The 17,755-nt window shown below is 64.8% G+C and carries 15 protein-coding genes; 13 read left to right on the forward strand and 2 right to left on the reverse strand.

What is annotated here, in order from left to right:
* From PDMSB3_RS06500 to PDMSB3_RS06555, 12 genes are read left to right on the forward strand one after another with little or no spacing between them, the layout of a single operon-like run.
* A complete protein-coding gene (locus PDMSB3_RS06500; RefSeq protein ID WP_007175534.1) occupies window positions 1–324 on the forward strand; it encodes a hypothetical protein in 324 nt (107 codons plus the stop codon).
* A complete protein-coding gene (sctJ, locus tag PDMSB3_RS06505; protein WP_007175533.1) occupies window positions 324–1,169 on the forward strand; it encodes a type III secretion system inner membrane ring lipoprotein SctJ in 846 nt (281 codons plus the stop codon). The genes PDMSB3_RS06500 and sctJ overlap by 1 nt, the downstream gene beginning before the upstream one ends.
* Window positions 1,166–1,741: a hypothetical protein gene (locus PDMSB3_RS06510; RefSeq protein ID WP_007175532.1), complete on the forward strand. Its 576-nt coding sequence runs from the start codon at window positions 1,166–1,168 to the stop codon at window positions 1,739–1,741. Before sctJ ends, PDMSB3_RS06510 begins: the two co-directional genes overlap by 4 nt.
* Window positions 1,735–2,541 (forward strand): FliH/SctL family protein, encoded by an 807-nt coding sequence (locus PDMSB3_RS06515; protein ID WP_007175531.1) that lies wholly within the window; start codon window positions 1,735–1,737, stop codon window positions 2,539–2,541. The genes PDMSB3_RS06510 and PDMSB3_RS06515 overlap by 7 nt, the downstream gene beginning before the upstream one ends.
* Window positions 2,538–3,509: a FliM/FliN family flagellar motor switch protein gene (locus tag PDMSB3_RS06520; protein ID WP_007175530.1), complete on the forward strand. Its 972-nt coding sequence runs from the start codon at window positions 2,538–2,540 to the stop codon at window positions 3,507–3,509. Before PDMSB3_RS06515 ends, PDMSB3_RS06520 begins: the two co-directional genes overlap by 4 nt.
* Window positions 3,506–4,141: a type III secretion system export apparatus subunit SctR gene (sctR, locus tag PDMSB3_RS06525; RefSeq protein WP_007175529.1), complete on the forward strand. Its 636-nt coding sequence runs from the start codon at window positions 3,506–3,508 to the stop codon at window positions 4,139–4,141. The genes PDMSB3_RS06520 and sctR overlap by 4 nt, the downstream gene beginning before the upstream one ends.
* Entirely contained in the window at window positions 4,138–4,413 is a 276-nt protein-coding gene (gene sctS / locus PDMSB3_RS06530) for a type III secretion system export apparatus subunit SctS (RefSeq protein ID WP_007175528.1), read from the forward strand. Before sctR ends, sctS begins: the two co-directional genes overlap by 4 nt.
* 2 nt (window positions 4,414–4,415) lie before the next feature.
* On the forward strand, window positions 4,416–5,138 hold the full coding sequence (locus PDMSB3_RS06535; protein ID WP_007175527.1) for an EscT/YscT/HrcT family type III secretion system export apparatus protein: 723 nt from the start codon (window positions 4,416–4,418) through the stop codon (window positions 5,136–5,138).
* Complete coding sequence (locus PDMSB3_RS06540) at window positions 5,135–5,875, forward strand: EscU/YscU/HrcU family type III secretion system export apparatus switch protein (RefSeq protein WP_007175526.1); 741 nt, start codon at window positions 5,135–5,137, stop codon at window positions 5,873–5,875. The genes PDMSB3_RS06535 and PDMSB3_RS06540 overlap by 4 nt, the downstream gene beginning before the upstream one ends.
* Window position 5,876: 1 nt before the next feature.
* On the forward strand, window positions 5,877–7,955 hold the full coding sequence (locus PDMSB3_RS06545; RefSeq protein ID WP_165185451.1) for a flagellar biosynthesis protein FlhA: 2,079 nt from the start codon (window positions 5,877–5,879) through the stop codon (window positions 7,953–7,955).
* An 11-nt stretch (window positions 7,956–7,966) separates the two neighbouring features.
* The gene (locus tag PDMSB3_RS06550; RefSeq protein WP_007175524.1) at window positions 7,967–9,289 is read left to right on the forward strand and encodes a FliI/YscN family ATPase; all 1,323 of its coding nucleotides are present in this window, start codon (window positions 7,967–7,969) and stop codon (window positions 9,287–9,289) included.
* A complete protein-coding gene (locus PDMSB3_RS06555; RefSeq protein ID WP_165185454.1) occupies window positions 9,286–9,705 on the forward strand; it encodes a hypothetical protein in 420 nt (139 codons plus the stop codon). Before PDMSB3_RS06550 ends, PDMSB3_RS06555 begins: the two co-directional genes overlap by 4 nt.
* Before the next feature lie 158 nt (window positions 9,706–9,863).
* Here PDMSB3_RS06555 and PDMSB3_RS06560 read toward each other — a convergent pair whose 3' ends face one another.
* A complete protein-coding gene (locus PDMSB3_RS06560) occupies window positions 9,864–10,760 on the reverse strand; it encodes a DUF1521 domain-containing protein (protein WP_165185457.1) in 897 nt (298 codons plus the stop codon).
* Window positions 10,761–11,140: 380 nt separating this feature from the next.
* Between PDMSB3_RS06560 and PDMSB3_RS06565 the strand changes: the two genes are divergently transcribed.
* The gene (locus tag PDMSB3_RS06565) at window positions 11,141–14,161 is read left to right on the forward strand and encodes a hypothetical protein (RefSeq protein ID WP_165185460.1); all 3,021 of its coding nucleotides are present in this window, start codon (window positions 11,141–11,143) and stop codon (window positions 14,159–14,161) included.
* A 233-nt stretch (window positions 14,162–14,394) separates the two neighbouring features.
* On the opposite strand, the gene PDMSB3_RS37780 is transcribed toward PDMSB3_RS06565, so the two are convergent.
* Window positions 14,395–17,736, reverse strand: coding sequence for a hypothetical protein (locus PDMSB3_RS37780; RefSeq protein ID WP_232064124.1), 3,342 nt, complete (start codon window positions 17,734–17,736; stop codon window positions 14,395–14,397).
* Between the last annotated feature and the right edge of the window lie 19 nt (window positions 17,737–17,755).

Below are 17,755 nucleotides of genomic sequence, written 5' to 3' on the forward strand. Positions count from 1 at the left end.
ATGTTGCTACTCCCCGACACTATCGTGCCGCTGCAAGCCGGCGCGTTGTCTCCCGTATCTCCCGCTGCTGGCGCGTCCGCAGACGGAGCAGGCGCTGGAGTATCGCCACTCGAGCGGCTGCTGGCGAGTGCGCAGGACAGGCAGGACACCTCGACGCGAGGGTTGTCGCAGCACCTGGACCAATTCGGCGCGAGCCATATCTCGACGGAAGACATGCTGCGTCTTCAGGTCGATCTGAACGCCTTCGAGGTGCAAACGCAAATGATGACGCACGTCGCCGACGACATCGGCCGTGCGATCCAGACCCTGACGCAGCGAAGCTGATGCGCCGCGCCCTGATCCTGCTGCCGGTGCTACTTTTCCTCGTCGGCTGCAGAACCTCGCTTTTCGAAGGCCTGGACGAGGACCAGGCGAACCGTATCGTCGCCGCGTTGAGCCACCACGGCATCAACGGCTACAAGGAGCGCAACCCCGACCGCACGTGGAACATCACGGTCGACGACGAGGATGCGGTAATCGCCACCGAACTGGCGAGCGCCTATGCACTGCCGCGCGGCGGCCACGCGAATCTCGGCGATCTGTTCAGTCGCCAGGGGCTTATTTCGAGCCCCGAGGAAGACCGTGTCCGCTACGTGTACGGGCTCTCGCAGGAACTCTCCGAGACGCTCGAAAAAATGGACGGCGTGCTGCTTGCCCGCGTACACATCGTGCTGCCCGAAAAGGATCCGATGGACCCGGCGCAGGACACGCTGCCGTCGGCTTCCGTGATGATGCGTTATCGCAGCGACTACAACCTCGAGCCGATGCGCGACCGGATTCGTGCGCTGGTCGCGGGCGGCGTCGAAGGGCTGACGCCTGCGCGCGTCTCGTTGACGCTCGTCGCGGTCACGCCGGTGCTGACGTTCCCCGGCAACTGCGCAGCCGGCGACGATGTCGCCGGTGCCGCCGGTGCGGTTGCCGCGACGACCTGCCCGCAGAGTAACGGCTACGTGCCGTCGCGCGCCACGGCGATGCTGGTTGTGCTGGCGTTGCTAGTATTGCTGATGAGCGGATCGATCTGGCTGTGGGATTCGGGAAGGCGCACGTGGTTCAAGCCGAAGAAGCGCGCCGACGCAGCCGACGGGAGCGGTCGTGCGAAGTCCGCCGGCCATGCCGAGGGCGACGCATGAGGCACGCCTATACCTGCGCACCGGCCTACTGGGCGCATCACAGCTGGCTCGAACGCGGGCAGCCCGTCCGTGATGAACGCACCGCGCGCGCCGCCCACGCATTTCTGTTCGGCCGTTATCCGCAACTGGTTCGGGTGGCGCTGGCTGATGTGCCGCCCGTGCTGCCGATCTGGCCGCGGCCCGCGTGTGCGCGCTTGTGCCGGATCGTCGCCGCGCTCGCGTTCGCGCCTTCTCTGCGGCGCGTCGTCGCCGCGCAGGGCCGCGCCGCGTTTGCGGCCGGTGTCGCACCGCGGTTGCTGGCGGAAATTCAGCGGCATCCGCGCGCCGCAGCGGACGACCTGAAGGTCGAGCCGACGCCGTCGCTGTTCAGCCGGCGCGACATGACGGCGGCTGGCCTGGCACTGACGCTCGCCGCCGCCGCTGATTCGCGCTACGCGTTCTGGTGGAGCCTGCGCTTGCCGCGCGAGATCTGCGAGGCCGCGAGCAGTTATCGCGTGCGTGAACTGTCCTCTGCCGACGCACGCAAACTGGTCGCCGAGGCCCGCCGTCTGATGGAGGCCCATCCATGCTGATCTGTCGAATGGGCGCCTGGCGGATCGAATCGGACGGGCATCTGAGCGCGCACGAACTGGCGTCGCTCGATGGCCTGCGCGCCGTCGACTCGGACCGTGCGGCCGAACTGGCGCACGAGCGCCGCCGCCTCGCCAGGCAAGTGCGTGAGCTTAAGCGCCGCGCGTGGCGCCGCGGCCGGGCCGCCGGAACGGCGGCGGCGCTGCGTGAACAGGTGGGACATATGGGTGCGGCGGCGTTCGCTGCCCACCGTATCGAGGACAGGCTCACGCAAATCGTGCTCAGCGCGGTGAGCGACATTGTTGGTCAACTGCCGCCGTCGGCGGTGTTGTCCAATCAACTGCGCCGTGCGCTGATGGTGGCGCAGTCGCAGCGGTTGGTGTCGGTGCGAGTCGCACCGGCCGACTTCGATGACGCAGTCCGTCTGATCGCGACCCTCGAGCAGGAACTTGGCGCGCCGCTTTGCAGCGTGCTTGCCGACGTGGGGCTACCCGCTCATGCATGCGTCGTTGAGACCGAGTCTGGCGTGATCGACGGCGGTTTGAAGATCCAGTTGCCGGCGCTGGAGCGCGGCATTCGCGACAGCGTGGCGGCGTTGCTGCGCGAATATGACTTCGCTGATGGCTCCGGACATACGGCGCTCGATATGGTTGGGCACGGCGTGCGGCAGACGTTGGCCGCGCTGGCGGCGCCTTTGTCGACGCGGGCATCGCCGAGTACGCCGAGTGTGCCGAGTGCGCAGCCGCCCTTGCCGAACACAGTCCGTGTGTTCCGGCGGCCACTCGCGCGGGAGGTGGGATGACTCTCTGGCCCGACATGGAGACCGTAGCGCTCGCGGACGTTGAGCGCATCAACCTGGCGATCCGCCACTTCGGCAGTCCGCATGCGGTGTCGGTCGGCACGCGGGGTTTCACGCTGCTGTTCGAGCCGTGCCGCGCACGCTATCCGCTAAGGGTATCAGGTGTTGCCGGGCAGGCACCGTTCAGTGCCGGCTGCGATGCCGGCGCGTTGCTGCCGGAGCTGACGCCGTTAGTGACCGAGGCGCGCGGCGATGCGGCGCTCCTGCATGTCGCGGACGCGTTGAGTGACTGGCTGTGTGCGCTCGAGGGACTGTTCGGCTTCACGATCGAACTCACCGGTGTCGCATTCGACGGCTTTCCGGAGCAGGGCGCCTATGGCCTCGCGGTGACCCACACGACGAGCGGTCGCACCGCCCATTTTTCATTTTGCAGCCCGGCGGTCGATGAATGGCTGCGATTGCGTATACCGCCCGCGCCTTCCAGAAACGCATTGCTGAGCCGCCTTTACATACGCTTGCCGGTTTGCATGCCCGGTCCGTGGCTATCGCTGCCGAGGCTGCGCAGGATCGCGGTCGGTGACGCACTGCTATTCGACCGCGATTCCACCTACCTGCGTGTGCCATTGCGAGTCGGCACATGCCGGATCCTGTTCCAATTTACCAAGGAGTACACCGTGATAGACCGTGTGATGACCGATGAAACCCAGCCCGTCGAAGTGACCAGCGAACTGCTGCCGATCGACTCGATCACCTTCGCCTTCGAGGCGGTGCTCGGCACGTTGTCGTTGTCGGTAGCCGAACTGGCGCATCTGCGCGAAGGCTCGATCGTCGCGTTCCGGTTGCCGGCGCGCGAGCGCAAGGTCACGCTTTTGTGTCAGGGCATTCCCTTTGCTCGTGGCGAGTTGATCGATATCGAAGGCGCGATGGGCGTGCGCGTCACGCGGCTAACCCAGGAGGATCTGCCGGCATGACCGATCAGTTCAATCCGCTGCAGACCATCAGCCTGTTCTTCATGCTTGGGCTGATGCCACTCGCAGTCGCTATGACCACCTCGTTCACGAAGTTCAGCATCGTGCTCACGCTGCTGCGCTCCGCATTGGGGGTGCAGCAGGCACCGAGCAATCTCGTGATCTCCGGCCTCGCCCTCGCGGCGACGCTGGTGGTCATGGCGCCGACCATTTCGAAGATCGAGGCCGCGCTCGATAACGGCGACGGTGCGATGCCGCGCGCCACCGAACTTCTGCAGGCCGTGCGCGGCCCGCTGGGCGACTTCATGCTGAAGCACTCGCGAGCCGACGAACGGCAGTTTCTCGTCGGCGCCGCGAAACGGATCGATCCGGAGCGAGAAGCGCGCGAAACGGACATGCAGTTGCTGATTCCGGCATTTCTGATCAGCGAGATATCGAGTGGCTTCGAAGCGGGCTTCCTGCTCTATATCGCATTTCTGGTGGTGGATCTGGTGGTCGCCAATGTGCTGAGCGCGATGGGCATGATGATGCTCTCGCCGAGCACCGTGTCGATTCCGTTGAAGCTGTTCATCTTCGTGTCGGTATCGGGCATGTCGAAGCTCATGCACGGCCTTATCGTCAGCTACGTCAAATGAACGGCCTGCCTTCTCTTGCCAACTTGTCGAGCGATGCGCTGATGCTGGTGTTCTGGCTCTCGCTGCCCGCGCTCGCAGTTGCCACCGCCGTTGGTCTGCTGATCGGCCTGTTGCAGTCGGTCACGCAAATCCAGGACCAGAGCCTGCCCTATGGCGCCAAGATCATCTGCGTAGGGGGCGTACTGATCATCACCGCGCCGTGGGCGAATCGCGAACTCTCGCGCTTCCTTGCGCACGTGTTCACCTATATCGCGGCGGGCCGCTTGCATTGACCATGGACCCTATCCGCTATCTCGAAGGTTTCGCGTTCTGCACGATCCGGCCGGCCGTCGCGCTCTCCATGATTCCATTTAGCCAGAGCGGCCCGCTCGGAAGCAAGTTGCGGGTGCCGCTTCTTCTAGTGATCGCCATGCTGCCGCAGCAGGTAGGCTGGCCACCGCATCCTGTGCCGGCGATGGTGGTCGAAGTCGCCACCGGTGTCGTGCTCGGCCTGCTGCTCGGCACGATCTTCCACGCCGCCGGCGCTGCCGGCGCGATGCTGGATCAGCAGGGGGGCTATGCGAGTGCCGCGATGTACGACCCGCATTTCCAGCAGGAAGCAGCGCTGTTCGAACAATTGTTTCTGCAATTCGCCGCGCTGACGCTATTCACGGGGCCCGGCCTGCCACTGCTGTTCGGTTTCTTCACGGACGCGTGGGTGCTGTGGCCTCCTGGGCAATGGCGCGGCGACCTGGTCGACGTGTTCCGCCAACTGGCACTGCGCAATCTCGCGGACGTACTCACCGAAGGCGTGCGGCTTGCGACCCCGTTGCTCGGCCTCATGCTGCTCGTCGATGTCGCGTTCGGGCTGATGTCGCGGCATGCGAAGCGGCTCAATCCCTTCGCGACCGCGCGCACGGTCAAAGCCGGAGTGCTGACGTTTGCGGCTGTGCTGAGTGTGCCTGCTCTGTTCGCACAGTTGCGCATCGCGTTCGATCACGTGATCCATCTGCAATGAGCAACAAGAGCGAAGCGCCGACCCCCAAGCGGATCCGCCGCGCGCGCAGGGACGGCGAGATCTCGAAGAGCACGCATCTGACAGTGGCGTTCAGCGGCCTGTGCTGGTGGCTTTATCTGTTCATCGAGGCACCCCACCTGTATGCGCTGGGCAACGAGCTGATCCTGCGCGTGACAACCTTGGACGGCTCGCGCGAGTTCGGCGACCGGCTTGCGTCGACGTGTGCCGCGCTTTACGCCTTCATGTCGCCGGTGTTGGCGGCGCTCGGTGTCGGCGCGCTCGCGGTGCTGGTGCCCGAACTGATGCAAACACGCGGCCTGTTGGCATGGAAGCGCGTCATGCCTGACGTCAAGCGCCTGAATCCCGTCAATGGATTGAAGCAGATGTTCAGCCTACGCCTTGTGTGGGACACCGTCCTCACGATCATCCAGTTCACGATCCTGCTGTTTCTGTTTGTGCAGGCACTGGTCGCGTGGCTGCGGCAGCTTGCGCCCATCTGGACATTTTCCTTACCGGTTCATCTTGGCTATGCGGCCGTCTCGCACTCGCATTTGCTGCTCTGGATGACCGTATCGCAGATCGCGCCCGGCGTGGCCGACTATCTCGTCCAGCGCTTTCTGTGGCTGCGCGGTTTGCGCATGGACAAGAACGAAATCAAACGCGAATTCCGCGACGACGAAGGCGATCCTTACGTCAAAAGCCGTCGTCGTGCGCTTCATCGGGAGTTAGGTCAATAACATGTCGAACCGTTCCATTCTCAGCCGCTACGATCTGTCGGCATTTTTCGCGCGTCACGCGGACCTCGCCGTCGGCGTCGGCATTCTGGCGGTCCTTGCCTTGCTGATCGTGCCGGTGCCGCCGTTCGTGCTCGATCTGTTCATCTGCGTGAGCTTCGCCTCCGGCCTGACGATGCTGACCACCACGCTGTATGTATCGAAGGCCGCCGACCTCGCGAGCTTTCCGTCGCTGCTGCTGATCACGACGTTGCTGCGCCTTGCGCTGGCTATCGCTTCGACCAAGATGATCCTGCTCCATGCGCACGCCGGCCAGATCATCGGCGCGTTCGGCGAGATGGTGGTCGGCGGCAATGTGGCGGTCGGCCTCGTGGTGTTCGTGGTGCTGGCGGCGATCCAGTTCATCGTCGTGGCAAAAGGCGCGGACCGTGTCGCGGAAGTGGCGGCGCGCTTCACGCTCGACGGCATTCCGGGGCGGCAGATGAGTATCGACGCCGACATGCGCAGCGGGGTGGTCACGGCTGCCCAGGCGAGCCGTCTGCGCGCGTCGCTCGAACGCGAAACCTATTTCTACGGCTCGCTCGACGGCGCGATGAAATTCGTCAAGGGCGATGCGGTGGCGAGCCTCGTCGTCGCGCTGGTGAATATCGTCGGCGGATTGGCGGTCGGCATTGCGCAGCGCGGCATGTCGTTTGGCGACGCGTTGCACACGTACACGATTCTGACGGTCGGCGACGGTCTGGTGTCGCAGATTCCGTCGCTGATCGTCTCGGTGGCCGCGGGCATTCTGGTTACCCGCGTGAGCGCCACCGATGGCGCTGACGCCCATCTCGGCGGTGACATCTACAGGCAGCTGGCGGCGCATCCGAAAGCCATCGGCATGGCCGGCGTGGCGTGTCTGTCGCTGGGGGCGATTCCCGGCTTTCCGCACATCCAGTTCCTGGTGGCCGGCGGTCTGCTGCTCGTGCTCTCCATCACGCTGATGCGCAACGCTGCGCTCGCGAACAACTCGCAGCGCGCGCTGATGCCCGGCATGACGCGCGACGGCGGCAATTACGTGCCGCGCATTCTCGACGATGTCGAATTGGGCACGAGTGCGGCATTGCGCCTGCGGCTCGGTCTGGAGGCTTTCGATGCATTGCGGCCCGAGGCGCTGAACCGCCAGATCGGCCAGTTGCGCCGCAAGCTGATGGTCGAGCTGGGCGTGCCGTTTCCGGGTCTCGCGCTATTGCGCGACTCGCGGCTCGCGCCCGAGCGCTACGTGGTCGATATCGAGGACGTGCCGTTTGCGAGCGGCACGCTGGTCGCCGCACACACGCTGGTGAGCGGCGAAGCGAGCCGCATCATGTTCGAAGGCGTGCCGGGCTACCGGCCGCAAGCCGCGAAATCGGTCTGGGTGCCGAGCGCGACCGCGGCCTCGCTCGACGACCCGGAGATCCACAAGGCGAGTGTCGACGAGGCGCTATGCGATCACCTCGCGGAAGTTTGCGAGCGTTCGGCGGCCGACTTTCTCGGCACCCAGGAGACGCGCTTTTTGCTCGATCAACTATCGATCGAGTTTCGCGAGCTGGTCGCTCAGGCGGTGCAGGCCGTGAACACGGTTCAACTCGCCAGCGTGCTGCGGCAATTGCTGCAGCAGCGCGTGCCGATCCGCAATCTGCGCGCGATTCTCGAAGCCGTCGTACGCGTCCCGGCGGCCGAGCGCACGATCGACCGGATGGTGCGGCAGGCACGCATTCAGCTAGGTCCGCAGATCGCGCGCAGCTACGCCGACCTCGAGACGTGGACGATCTCCACGGCGGTGCTCGATCCATCATGGGAAGCCGAGCTTGAAGCGCAGATCAGAAGTGGCGTGGACGGTGAACCGCAGTGTGTGCTTTCCGTAGAGGAACTGGAGCGTGCACAGCGGACCTTCATGACCGAGCTGAACGGGATCTCGCTGATCGTGACGAATGCGATGCTGCGTCCGCATCTGGCGCGTCTGTTGCGCGACTTCGGCCGGCGCATCGACGTGCTGGCCATTGAAGAGATTCCGTTCGACGTCTACCGCGTCCAATCCGTCGCGACGCTGGGCGCGGCATGAAGGAGAACCTCATGTCATCTCCGGGAAAGAGTGCGGCGGTGTTCCTTTCCACACCGACGCTGCGCGGCCGGGTGGTTGAAGCACGCGGCGTGATCGCGCGGGTGGTGGGCGTATCGTTGCGGATCGGCGAGAAAGTGCGCCTGGTGCGGCCGGATACGCATGAGGCGCAGTACGGTGAAGTGGTCGGGTTTGCGCACGATGGTGCGCTGGTCATGCCGCTTGCCGGTCTGAACGGCCTGTCGGATATCACCGAGGTGCAAGGCTGCGGTTCGGAGTGGGGCATGTTCGACGCGGCAGGACTGCTCGGTCGCGTGGTCGACGGGCTCGGCAATCCGCTCGACGGCGGTCCCGCGCCGCAGCCGCTTGCGAGTGCGGCTGTGCAGAGCCGGACCGGGGCGACGCTCAATCCGCTTGAGCGGCCGGTCATCACGACACCATTTGCTACCGGCGTGCGCGCCATCGACGGCCTGCTGACCTGCGGCGTCGGCCAGCGCACCGGCATCTTCGCGCCCGCAGGCGGGGGCAAGAGCACGATCATGGGCATGATCGCCAACGGTGCATCGACCGATGCGGTCGTGGTCGCGCTGATCGGCGAACGAGGTCGCGAAGTGGCTGAATTCATTCACGACCACCTCGAGCGGCGGCGCGCGTCGACGATCGTGGTCGCCGCGACGTCCGATCGTCCCGCCGCGGAACGGATCAAGGCGGCGGAACTCGCGGCGCAGGTCGCGGTGGGACTGCGCGCGAGCGGACGCAACGTGCTGCTGCTGTTCGACTCGCTTACGCGCTATGCGCGCGCGTTGCGCGAACTCGGGCTGGCGGTCGGCGAGCCGCCGTTGCGCGGCGGTTTTCCGCCGAGCGTGTTTGCGCAGTTGCCGCGTCTGATCGAATCGGCCGGCGTGACGGCGCAGGGCAGCATCACCGCGTTCTACACGGTGCTCGCCGACGAGGCCGATCTGTCCGATCCGGTTGCCGAGGAAGCCCGCTCGCTGCTCGACGGCCATATCCAGCTTTCGTCGAAACTGGGCGCGGCCGGTCACTATCCCGCCATCGACATTCTGCGCAGCCGAAGCCGGTTGATGACGCGCGTCGCCGGTGCTGCGCATCAAGCGGAATCGAACCGCGTGCGCGACTGGCTTGCGCGCTATGAGGAGGTCGAACTATTGCTGCAGATAGGTGAATACCAGCACGGTAACGATGCGGATACGGACCGGGCCATCGACCGGCGGGCAGCGATCGAGCGCTTTCTGCGCCAGCCCTACGACACGCGTTGCGGTTGGGACGACGTGCGAAAACAGTTGCATGCGCTGTGTGATGGCAATCATCCGGTATGAGCCATAGCGTCGCGAGGCTGGCGAAGTTCTGGCGCGTGCTGGCGCGAGTACGGCGCTTGCGCGTTCAACGTAGGCTGCGCGATGTGGTGGACGCGCGCCGCGGCGAGCGTCGCACGGCGGGCGAGGTCGCACAGCGCGTCGCCGCACTTGAACGGCATGCCGAGGAGCGGCTACGGGTGCTCGCATCGTGCCGGCGCGACGTGACGGCAGGCCGACAGTGGCATGCGACGCTACGCGCGCACGACGCGCGCACGCCGACGCTGCGCCGGCAACTGGCCGAAGCCGAGGCCGCGCATGCCGAAGCATGCGCGGCGGCGGCGCAAGCGTTGACGAACTGGCGGCGCGAGACGATTCGGCAGGAGGAGGCTTGCACTCGCGCTCGCGATTGCCTGATCCGGTTGCGCGAAAGCGGATAAACGCTGAGCGCGATTCCCGATATGACGTATCCGACAGCCGAACACAACGGGGCCGGGCGACTTGACGTCGTCCGGCCCCTTCCAGTGTGATACGACTCTCGCCGGAGGAGGGCAGGCGTTGTCCTCCTCCGGCGAGCCTGATCGCTGATCGCGCGCGCTTAAGCCGCGTGTTGGTTGAAATCGCTTTGCGTCGGGTTCTTGCCGGTCGTCGGGTCGTTAAAGCCTTTGCCGTTGCGCGCTTCCACCAATTGGTAGGCGCCCTGCGCGGCGGCGGCGATCTGACGGCCATTGGAGTTGTGCTGCACTGAGAGCGGTGTGCCGTCCCGATTGTTGATGCCGCCGATCTGCAACGCCTGGTTCTTGTTGACGACGTCCAACTGGCTCACGTAGGAGACTTTCGGGTTGTTCTTGTCTGCCTGCGTGTTGAGTATGACTTTGGTACCGTCATCCAGGTTCAACTCCACCGGTTTCGTGAACATCGCCGAGGTGCCATTCTGCTTGAAATGTGGGTCTCCTTCCGCTACGGTCTTGGCGCCGGTTTTATTGTTGGTCACGGTCACCGATTGATCCTTCTGATTGACATCGATCGTGTGGCCATTGTCTTGGAGCGTGACGTGGTCGTTGGTGGCGCTGGTGACGTTCCACGAGGCTGCATCGCTTCCCGAACCGCTGCCGTGGTCGTTGCGCGGCGGTGTGCGATCGCATTGATTCGAATTTCTCTCGAAGCGGCTGTTGGTTGTCGCACTGCCGCGGCCGCCGAACGAATCGTCGCGGCGGTCGCAGCGTGCTTGCGTTTGATTGGAGCCATAGCCGCGGCTGACGGTTGTCGACTGCGAAGTATATGTGCTGCTGGAGCCGTTCGGTGAGGTGTGGCTAGCCATGGAGAAGGACGTCTTCGAGAAGCCGCCCTGCATGTTGGACATCTGCGGCGACGGACGGTGAGCGTCAAAGGCGCTGGCACGCGGAAGCGGCGGTTGCGCACCGCCGTGCGTATGACTATTCGCGTTGGCCTGGAGCGAGAAGGAGAGGTGATTGGTTTGCATCGCTGCTTGCATGTCGATTTTCCTGAGGTAAAAGAGTCGGCTTGACTGGAGAGGCGGAACCGCCTTGCCGACGATATGGAATGGTTCCGTGTATGACATGGTAGAGAGATTGGATTGTCGTTCGGCGTACTTATTTATAGTGTGAAAGATGAGTTGTGAATTATTCGGGTTTTCATCCTGTTCGCAGCGGCCTGTCGAGAGGCGGCGATGTGGATGGTCATGGAGTAAGGCGGTTTCGAACAGGCGAATGTTGCTGTCAAGGTAGGGTCGACGCACGCGCAAACTTAATATTCCCGTACGACATGCGGCTGCGGTACCGATGATCTGATGGCGCTGCCGGTGAGCGGATTTTCAGCGCGCGCCGTTCGTCCACAACTCATCGAGGTGCGACCATGTCAACCAGCCCGATCAGCGGTCCCGGTTCCTTTGCATCGCCCGGTCCATCCAGTCCCAACACAACTTCCGCCCCGTTGGCCACGCCCCCGCGCGGCGCGCAGGCGGCAACGCCGGACAAGCCCGGACCCGGGGCGTCCGCCAGCCAGGTCCAGTCGCAGGGCCAGTCGCAGAACAGGTCGCAGGGCGCGGCGACGGCGCACACGCTGCAGCATCATCACGCCGCGGCGACGCGGCAGCCTGACCAGATATCGGCAACGCAGTTCGCCACGTCCATGGTCACGACATACGACGGTGGCGCGCACTCGCGCAACGAGGCCGCCGACCGGAACAACACGCTGCCCGTGCTGCAGACGGCGCGCCTGTCGATGACCGGCCTGCCGCCCGGGCAGGTGAAGAAGAACCTGGATGAAATGCAGTTTGCCGGCGCGCTGGCACAGATGAGCGAGGCAAGGCGCGTCCAGTTCGCCCAGCGCGCGAACGCGCTGCGCACGGCGCCGCAGGACCAGTATGCCGCCATGCAGAGGTCGTTGCGGAACGACGTCAACCGTGAACTGGGCCGCGTGCGGGCGGACCCGGTGAGCCGCATGCAGGCGGTATTCAACGCGCCGGTGGGCATCGCGTTGCTGGGCGAAAACGGCCAGCAGCAGATGGCCGCGTTGCGCAACGCCCAGACGCAGATGAATGCGCCCGGCGCCACGCCCGCGCAGCGGGAGCAGGCCTTCGCCGGCGCCAGCGGAATCAAGACGCGTCTGCAGAGCCAGATCCTGCAGAAATCGCAGGATATTTACGCCGCCCAGCAGAAGAAATGGGCCGACTCCATGGCGCGTGTGAACCAGATGCTCGACGACGCGCAGAAATACCAGGCCGACACGATCCAGTTGCCGGGCAACTCCGATGATCCGGAGTGGGACGAGAACACGCGCAAGCCGGCCTACGCGAAGACGTTTCCGTACCAGTCGGTGATGGAGAAGCTGCTGTCGCCCGATGGCTATTCGCAGCAGGAGCGTGGCCATTCGACTGGGCGCACCCTGCCGCCGGAGGATCGCGCGCGCGATCTGCTGACGTTCCAGCAGGGCATGTCGGATCCGGGCTCGGACATTCACCGGCGCGTCATGAAACTGGAGCAGCAGGCACTCTCGACGATGGCCGCGCCCGGCCCCGATCTGGACGCGGGCAGTCCGGCCACGACTCTCAGCGACGTGGCGGCCCATCCCCCGCAATATGATCAGAACTACGTGCAGAATCTCGCAGCCGGTTATCGGGGGGTGCTCAGGGATACCGAGCTGCAGAACCGGGTGATGCTGCGCAAACCCATTCCGGGTCTGGCGGACCAGGTGCTGTACGGCATCGGCCGCTTCGCCGCTGACCTGTCGCCGATCCCCGGCCTGGACTGGTTCGCCAACCAGCTGCTCGACGTCCAGTTTCCGGATCACGGCGGGCTGAGCGACCAGCAGGTGAAAAACGTCGACATGGGGGCGATGTTTACCGGGTTGCTGCTCGGCAGGGGCGAGCCGGAGGGCGAGGCACTGCTGAAGCCGCCGGTCGTCGGGCATGGCGAGGCGCCGGGGGGCGGACCGGGGGAAGTCCATGGCACGGGCAGCGGCACTGAGAGCCGCACTGACGGCGGCACCGGCCCGACGCAGGAACCGCCCCCCGGCATGACCGCGCCGCAGGCCGGGCCGGCTGCAAACGGACCTCAGGGTCAGCCGCCGCAGGGCGGCGCGGGCTCTGCCTTCACGCCCGGCGGCATGCCCAAAGGCTATGCACTCAACCGCGCGCCGGCATCGTATGGGCCATCGGCGACGCCGGGTGTGTATGCCGATGCGGCCAACGGCCAGAAATTCATCATCGCCGACGGGCAGGCCTTTGCGGTGCGCTACGACAAGGAGAATGCCACCTACCGGATCTACGATCCGGCCAACCCGAGCCGTCCCACCTATCCCGTGCGGCGCGACCCGGAAACCGGACGGTGGGAGATCCACAACAATGTCGGTTTGCAGGGAGGCATGGATAACGGCAGTTCCTCGTCTTCCGGAACCGGCACCTCCTCGCATTCTGGAAGCCCGCCATCATCCGCATCTTCGGACCTGCCGCCATTCGCAGATTCGTTTCACGTCATGACATCGACAGGCTCAGCGCCGTCCTTTGCCATGATGGAAACGCTGAACCCGGGCGGATGGCATTCCACCGCCGGCAATCAACTCGACAACCCCGCCTACGTCAACCAATACAAAGCCGCGTTCGACGCGTTGCCCGCTGCGCAGCGGCGCGCCATCCGGGACTGGACTCATCTGGATATCGGCGGCGGCAGCGACAGCGACCGCTATTCCAGCGGCGCCAGCTACGAAGGCAACAACTTCGAGTTGAATCAGCAACTCTACAGCCGTGTTTATGAAGCCAACACAGCCGTCAATGCCCGCAGGTTGCAGAAGGGCATCGACCGTCTGCCAAAACCGGCGGGACAGAGCCGTCTGCTGCGTATTGCCGACGTGGCCCCAGACTATGCCAGCCACTTTGCACCAGGCGACTACGTGACCAATTCGCCAGCGTTCATGTCCGCGTCGAGCAAAAACGAGTATGCGAATGCCACGTTGAAAGACGAGGCTGGCGGAAGTGGGCCCGATCATGCCCATGCGCTTTACGATATCGAGGCACTATCGGCGACGCCGTTCATCAAGCCCATCACTACGCTGGCCGATGAGGAAAGCGAATGGCTTTTCAGACCGAATACGGTATTCAGGGTCGAGGAAATCGCCACGGCTACACCGAATGACCCACAGGGAACGCGACGCATTGGGATGCGCCTCGTCGAAGTACCGATAACCGAGCCTACCTATGCGAAGAATATCTATACCGGCGAACTGGAACTGGTCTATCCGCCGGGAATGCAACCGGCCTACACGACGCTGCGGCCAACCACGAATCCGCCGATACGGCAACCGGTTCCGCAGCCTCCGCATTTGCCCCCGGCGCCGACGGCCGGCGACCCGAACGTGACTGCTCCAAAGCGAGTCTGATCTGATCGGCACGGCGAGCCCTAACATTCCCTAGTGGCTCGCTACGCTCGCGAGCGGCGCCGTTCGCGCGTGTGGCGCAGCCTGTTCAGTCGACGCGGCCCGGTACGCTGCGGGAATCAAGCGGCGTGCAGATGCATCAGCCGCCGCGGGCTGGCCCACTGACGGAGGCCGATGCCCTTGACGGCGCCGATGCAGTGGTTATCGCACAGGGTGTTCCATCAGCGCTCGGACTCTTACTGCGCTGGATCGGGGTGGAAGCGCGCGATCTCTTCCCGCAAATGCTGATTCGTGATCTCCTCAACCTGGTACACCGTCAGGTTCATACGAGCGGCGATCTCTGCCGACGTATGGCCTTCGCCCAGTTGACGGATCACCTCCTGCCTGTGCGCCGGCGAGACCGGCTGCGCACCTGCGGCCGCCGCGGGCTGGCTGGCCTGTTCGGCTAGAAACTCCTGATGCAGCTTCCGGGCTTCACTCTTCACATACCGGTCAATAATCGCGTTGACGACGTCAGGCCTCAGTTGCATGTTTTGCGCAATCCGCTCCGCCGGAATCTGATTCGTCAATTGTCTGAGAACCTCCGATGTCATTGGATCTTCGCCTGCAATCTGAGGCTCGTCGACGCACTGGCGTTTTGCCGGTGGGTGCGTGTGCCCGCCGGTGGAAGCGCCTGGTTGCGGCGACGCAGGTCTGCGCAGCCCGGACGATTCGGCGGCTTGGTCCGCGCCGGCTGGTGCGCGAGCCATTCGCGCACGGTACAGGTCGGCGGCTAGACGGTCAGCCCGATACTCCCGGTCGATACGGTCCACGGTTTCGGGCTGGAGATGCATTTCTTGCGCGATCTGTGCTCCCGGTATGCCGGCGTCCAGCCGGGCAATAACCTCGCCTGGGAGTGTTAATGATTTCAACGCCGGACTCAAGAAATCCGCGGGATCCATAGTCTGTTTGATTTTCGCCACAGTATTGACAGACATCCTCAATTCTCTTCCCACGGCTGAATTTGCCCACCCGTCTCTAATCAAGGCCTTGGCTTTTTGCCCTGTTTTCTCCGATAACTTCGTAGCGTCAGCACGGCGTAAGCCGCGAGCGGCGACGGGATCGATGGGGCGAGGCTGCGGTTCGTCAACATACGGGTGTCTGGCCGATGGATGCGTGTGCCCCCCGGTGGAAGTGCCCGGTTGCGGCGACGCAGGTCCGCGCAAGCCAGACGAAGCAGCGGGCTGTTGCGCACCGGCCGCCCGTTGATCTTCTCGTATAGGCAATGCCCTGTGCGCCATGGGGCCACGCCAATACCCTCCTATCAGATCGACGGTTTCAGGTTGAATATGCATATCTCGCGCGATCTCCACTCGCGAAGCGCCGGCGTTCAGCCGGGCCATGACCGTTTGTCTGAGTGAATTTGAGGCAAGCGGTGGGCTCGGGAATACCGCGAGATTCAAGCTTTTCCTTATCGCACGTACACTAAATTCGCCTATGCCTAATCTGTCCGCGGTATTCACAATCGTCCATCCGTCCCTAAGCAAGGCCTCGGCTTTTTGTCTTGTTTCCGCTGGTAAACGGCCGACGCCTCCCTGCAAACCGACATTGTTGTGGATCTCCCACCGTCCGGTTTCCGGGTCGCGCCGCACGGGATAGGTGGGACGGCTCGGGTTGGCCGGATCGTAGATCCGGTAGGTGGCATTCTCCTTGTCGTAGCGCACCGCAAAGGCCTGCCCGTCGGCGATGATGAATTTCTGGCCGTTGGCCGCATCGGCATACACACCCGGCGTCGCCGATGGCCCATACGATGCCGGCGCGCGGTTGAGTGCATAGCCTTTGGGCATGCCGCCGGGCGTGAAGGCAGAGCCCGCGCCGCCCTGCGGCGGCTGACCCTGAGGTCCGTTTGCAGCCGGCCCGGCCTGCGGCGCGGTCATGCCGGGGGGCGGTTCCTGCGTCGGGCCGGTGCCGCCGTCAGTGCGGCTCTCAGTGCCGCTGCCCGTGCCATGGACTTCCCCCGGTCCGCCCCCCGGCGCCTCGCCATGCCCGACGACCGGCGGCTTCAGCAGTGCCTCGCCCTCCGGCTCGCCCCTGCCGAGCAGCAACCCGGTAAACATCGCCCCCATGTCGACGTTTTTCACCTGCTGGTCGCTCAGCCCGCCGTGATCCGGAAACTGGACGTCGAGCAGCTGGTTGGCGAACCAGTCCAGGCCGGGGATCGGCGACAGGTCAGCGGCGAAGCGGCCGATGCCGTACAGCACCTGGTCCGCCAGACCCGGAATGGGTTTGCGCAGCATCACCCGGTTCTGCAGCTCGGTATCCCTGAGCACCCCCCGATAACCGGCTGCGAGATTCTGCACGTAGTTCTGATCATATTGCGGGGGATGGGCCGCCACGTCGCTGAGAGTCGTGGCCGGACTGCCCGCGTCCAGATCGGGGCCGGGCGCGGCCATCGTCGAGAGTGCCTGCTGCTCCAGTTTCATGACGCGCCGGTGAATGTCCGAGCCCGGATCCGACATGCCCTGCTGGAACGTCAGCAGATCGCGCGCGCGATCCTCCGGCGGCAGGGTGCGCCCAGTCGAATGGCCACGCTCCTGCTGCGAATAGCCATCGGGCGACAGCAGCTTCTCCATCACCGACTGGTACGGAAACGTCTTCGCGTAGGCCGGCTTGCGCGTGTTCTCGTCCCACTCCGGATCATCGGAGTTGCCCGGCAACTGGATCGTGTCGGCCTGGTATTTCTGCGCGTCGTCGAGCATCTGGTTCACACGCGCCATGGAGTCGGCCCATTTCTTCTGCTGGGCGGCGTAAATATCCTGCGATTTCTGCAGGATCTGGCTCTGCAGACGCGTCTTGATTCCGCTGGCGCCGGCGAAGGCCTGCTCCCGCTGCGCGGGCGTGGCGCCGGGCGCATTCATCTGCGTCTGGGCGTTGCGCAACGCGGCCATCTGCTGCTGGCCGTTTTCGCCCAGCAACGCGATGCCCACCGGCGCGTTGAATACCGCCTGCATGCGGCTCACCGGGTCCGCCCGCACGCGGCCCAGTTCACGGTTGACGTCGTTCCGCAACGACCTCTGCATGGCGGCATACTGGTCCTGCGGCGCCGTGCGCAGCGCGTTCGCGCGCTGGGCGAACTGGACGCGCCTTGCCTCGCTCATCTGTGCCAGCGCGCCGGCAAACTGCATTTCATCCAGGTTCTTCTTCACCTGCCCGGGCGGCAGGCCGGTCATCGACAGGCGCGCCGTCTGCAGCACGGGCAGCGTGTTGTTCCGGTCGGCGGCCTCGTTGCGCGAGTGCGCGCCACCGTCGTATGTCGTGACCATGGACGTGGCGAACTGCGTTGCCGATATCTGGTCAGGCTGCCGCGTCGCCGCGGCGTGATGATGCTGCAGCGTGTGCGCCGTCGCCGCGCCCTGCGACCTGTTCTGCGACTGGCCCTGCGACTGGACCTGGCTGGCGGACGCCCCGGGTCCGGGCTTGTCCGGCGTTGCCGCCTGCGCGCCGCGCGGGGGCGTGGCCAACGGGGCGGAAGTTGTGTTGGGACTGGATGGACCGGGCGATGCAAAGGAACCGGGACCGCTGATCGGGCTGGTTGACATGGTCGCACCTCGATGAGTT

The sequence above is a fragment of the Paraburkholderia dioscoreae genome (genome assembly GCF_902459535.1).
Taxonomy (GTDB): domain Bacteria; phylum Pseudomonadota; class Gammaproteobacteria; order Burkholderiales; family Burkholderiaceae; genus Paraburkholderia; species Paraburkholderia dioscoreae.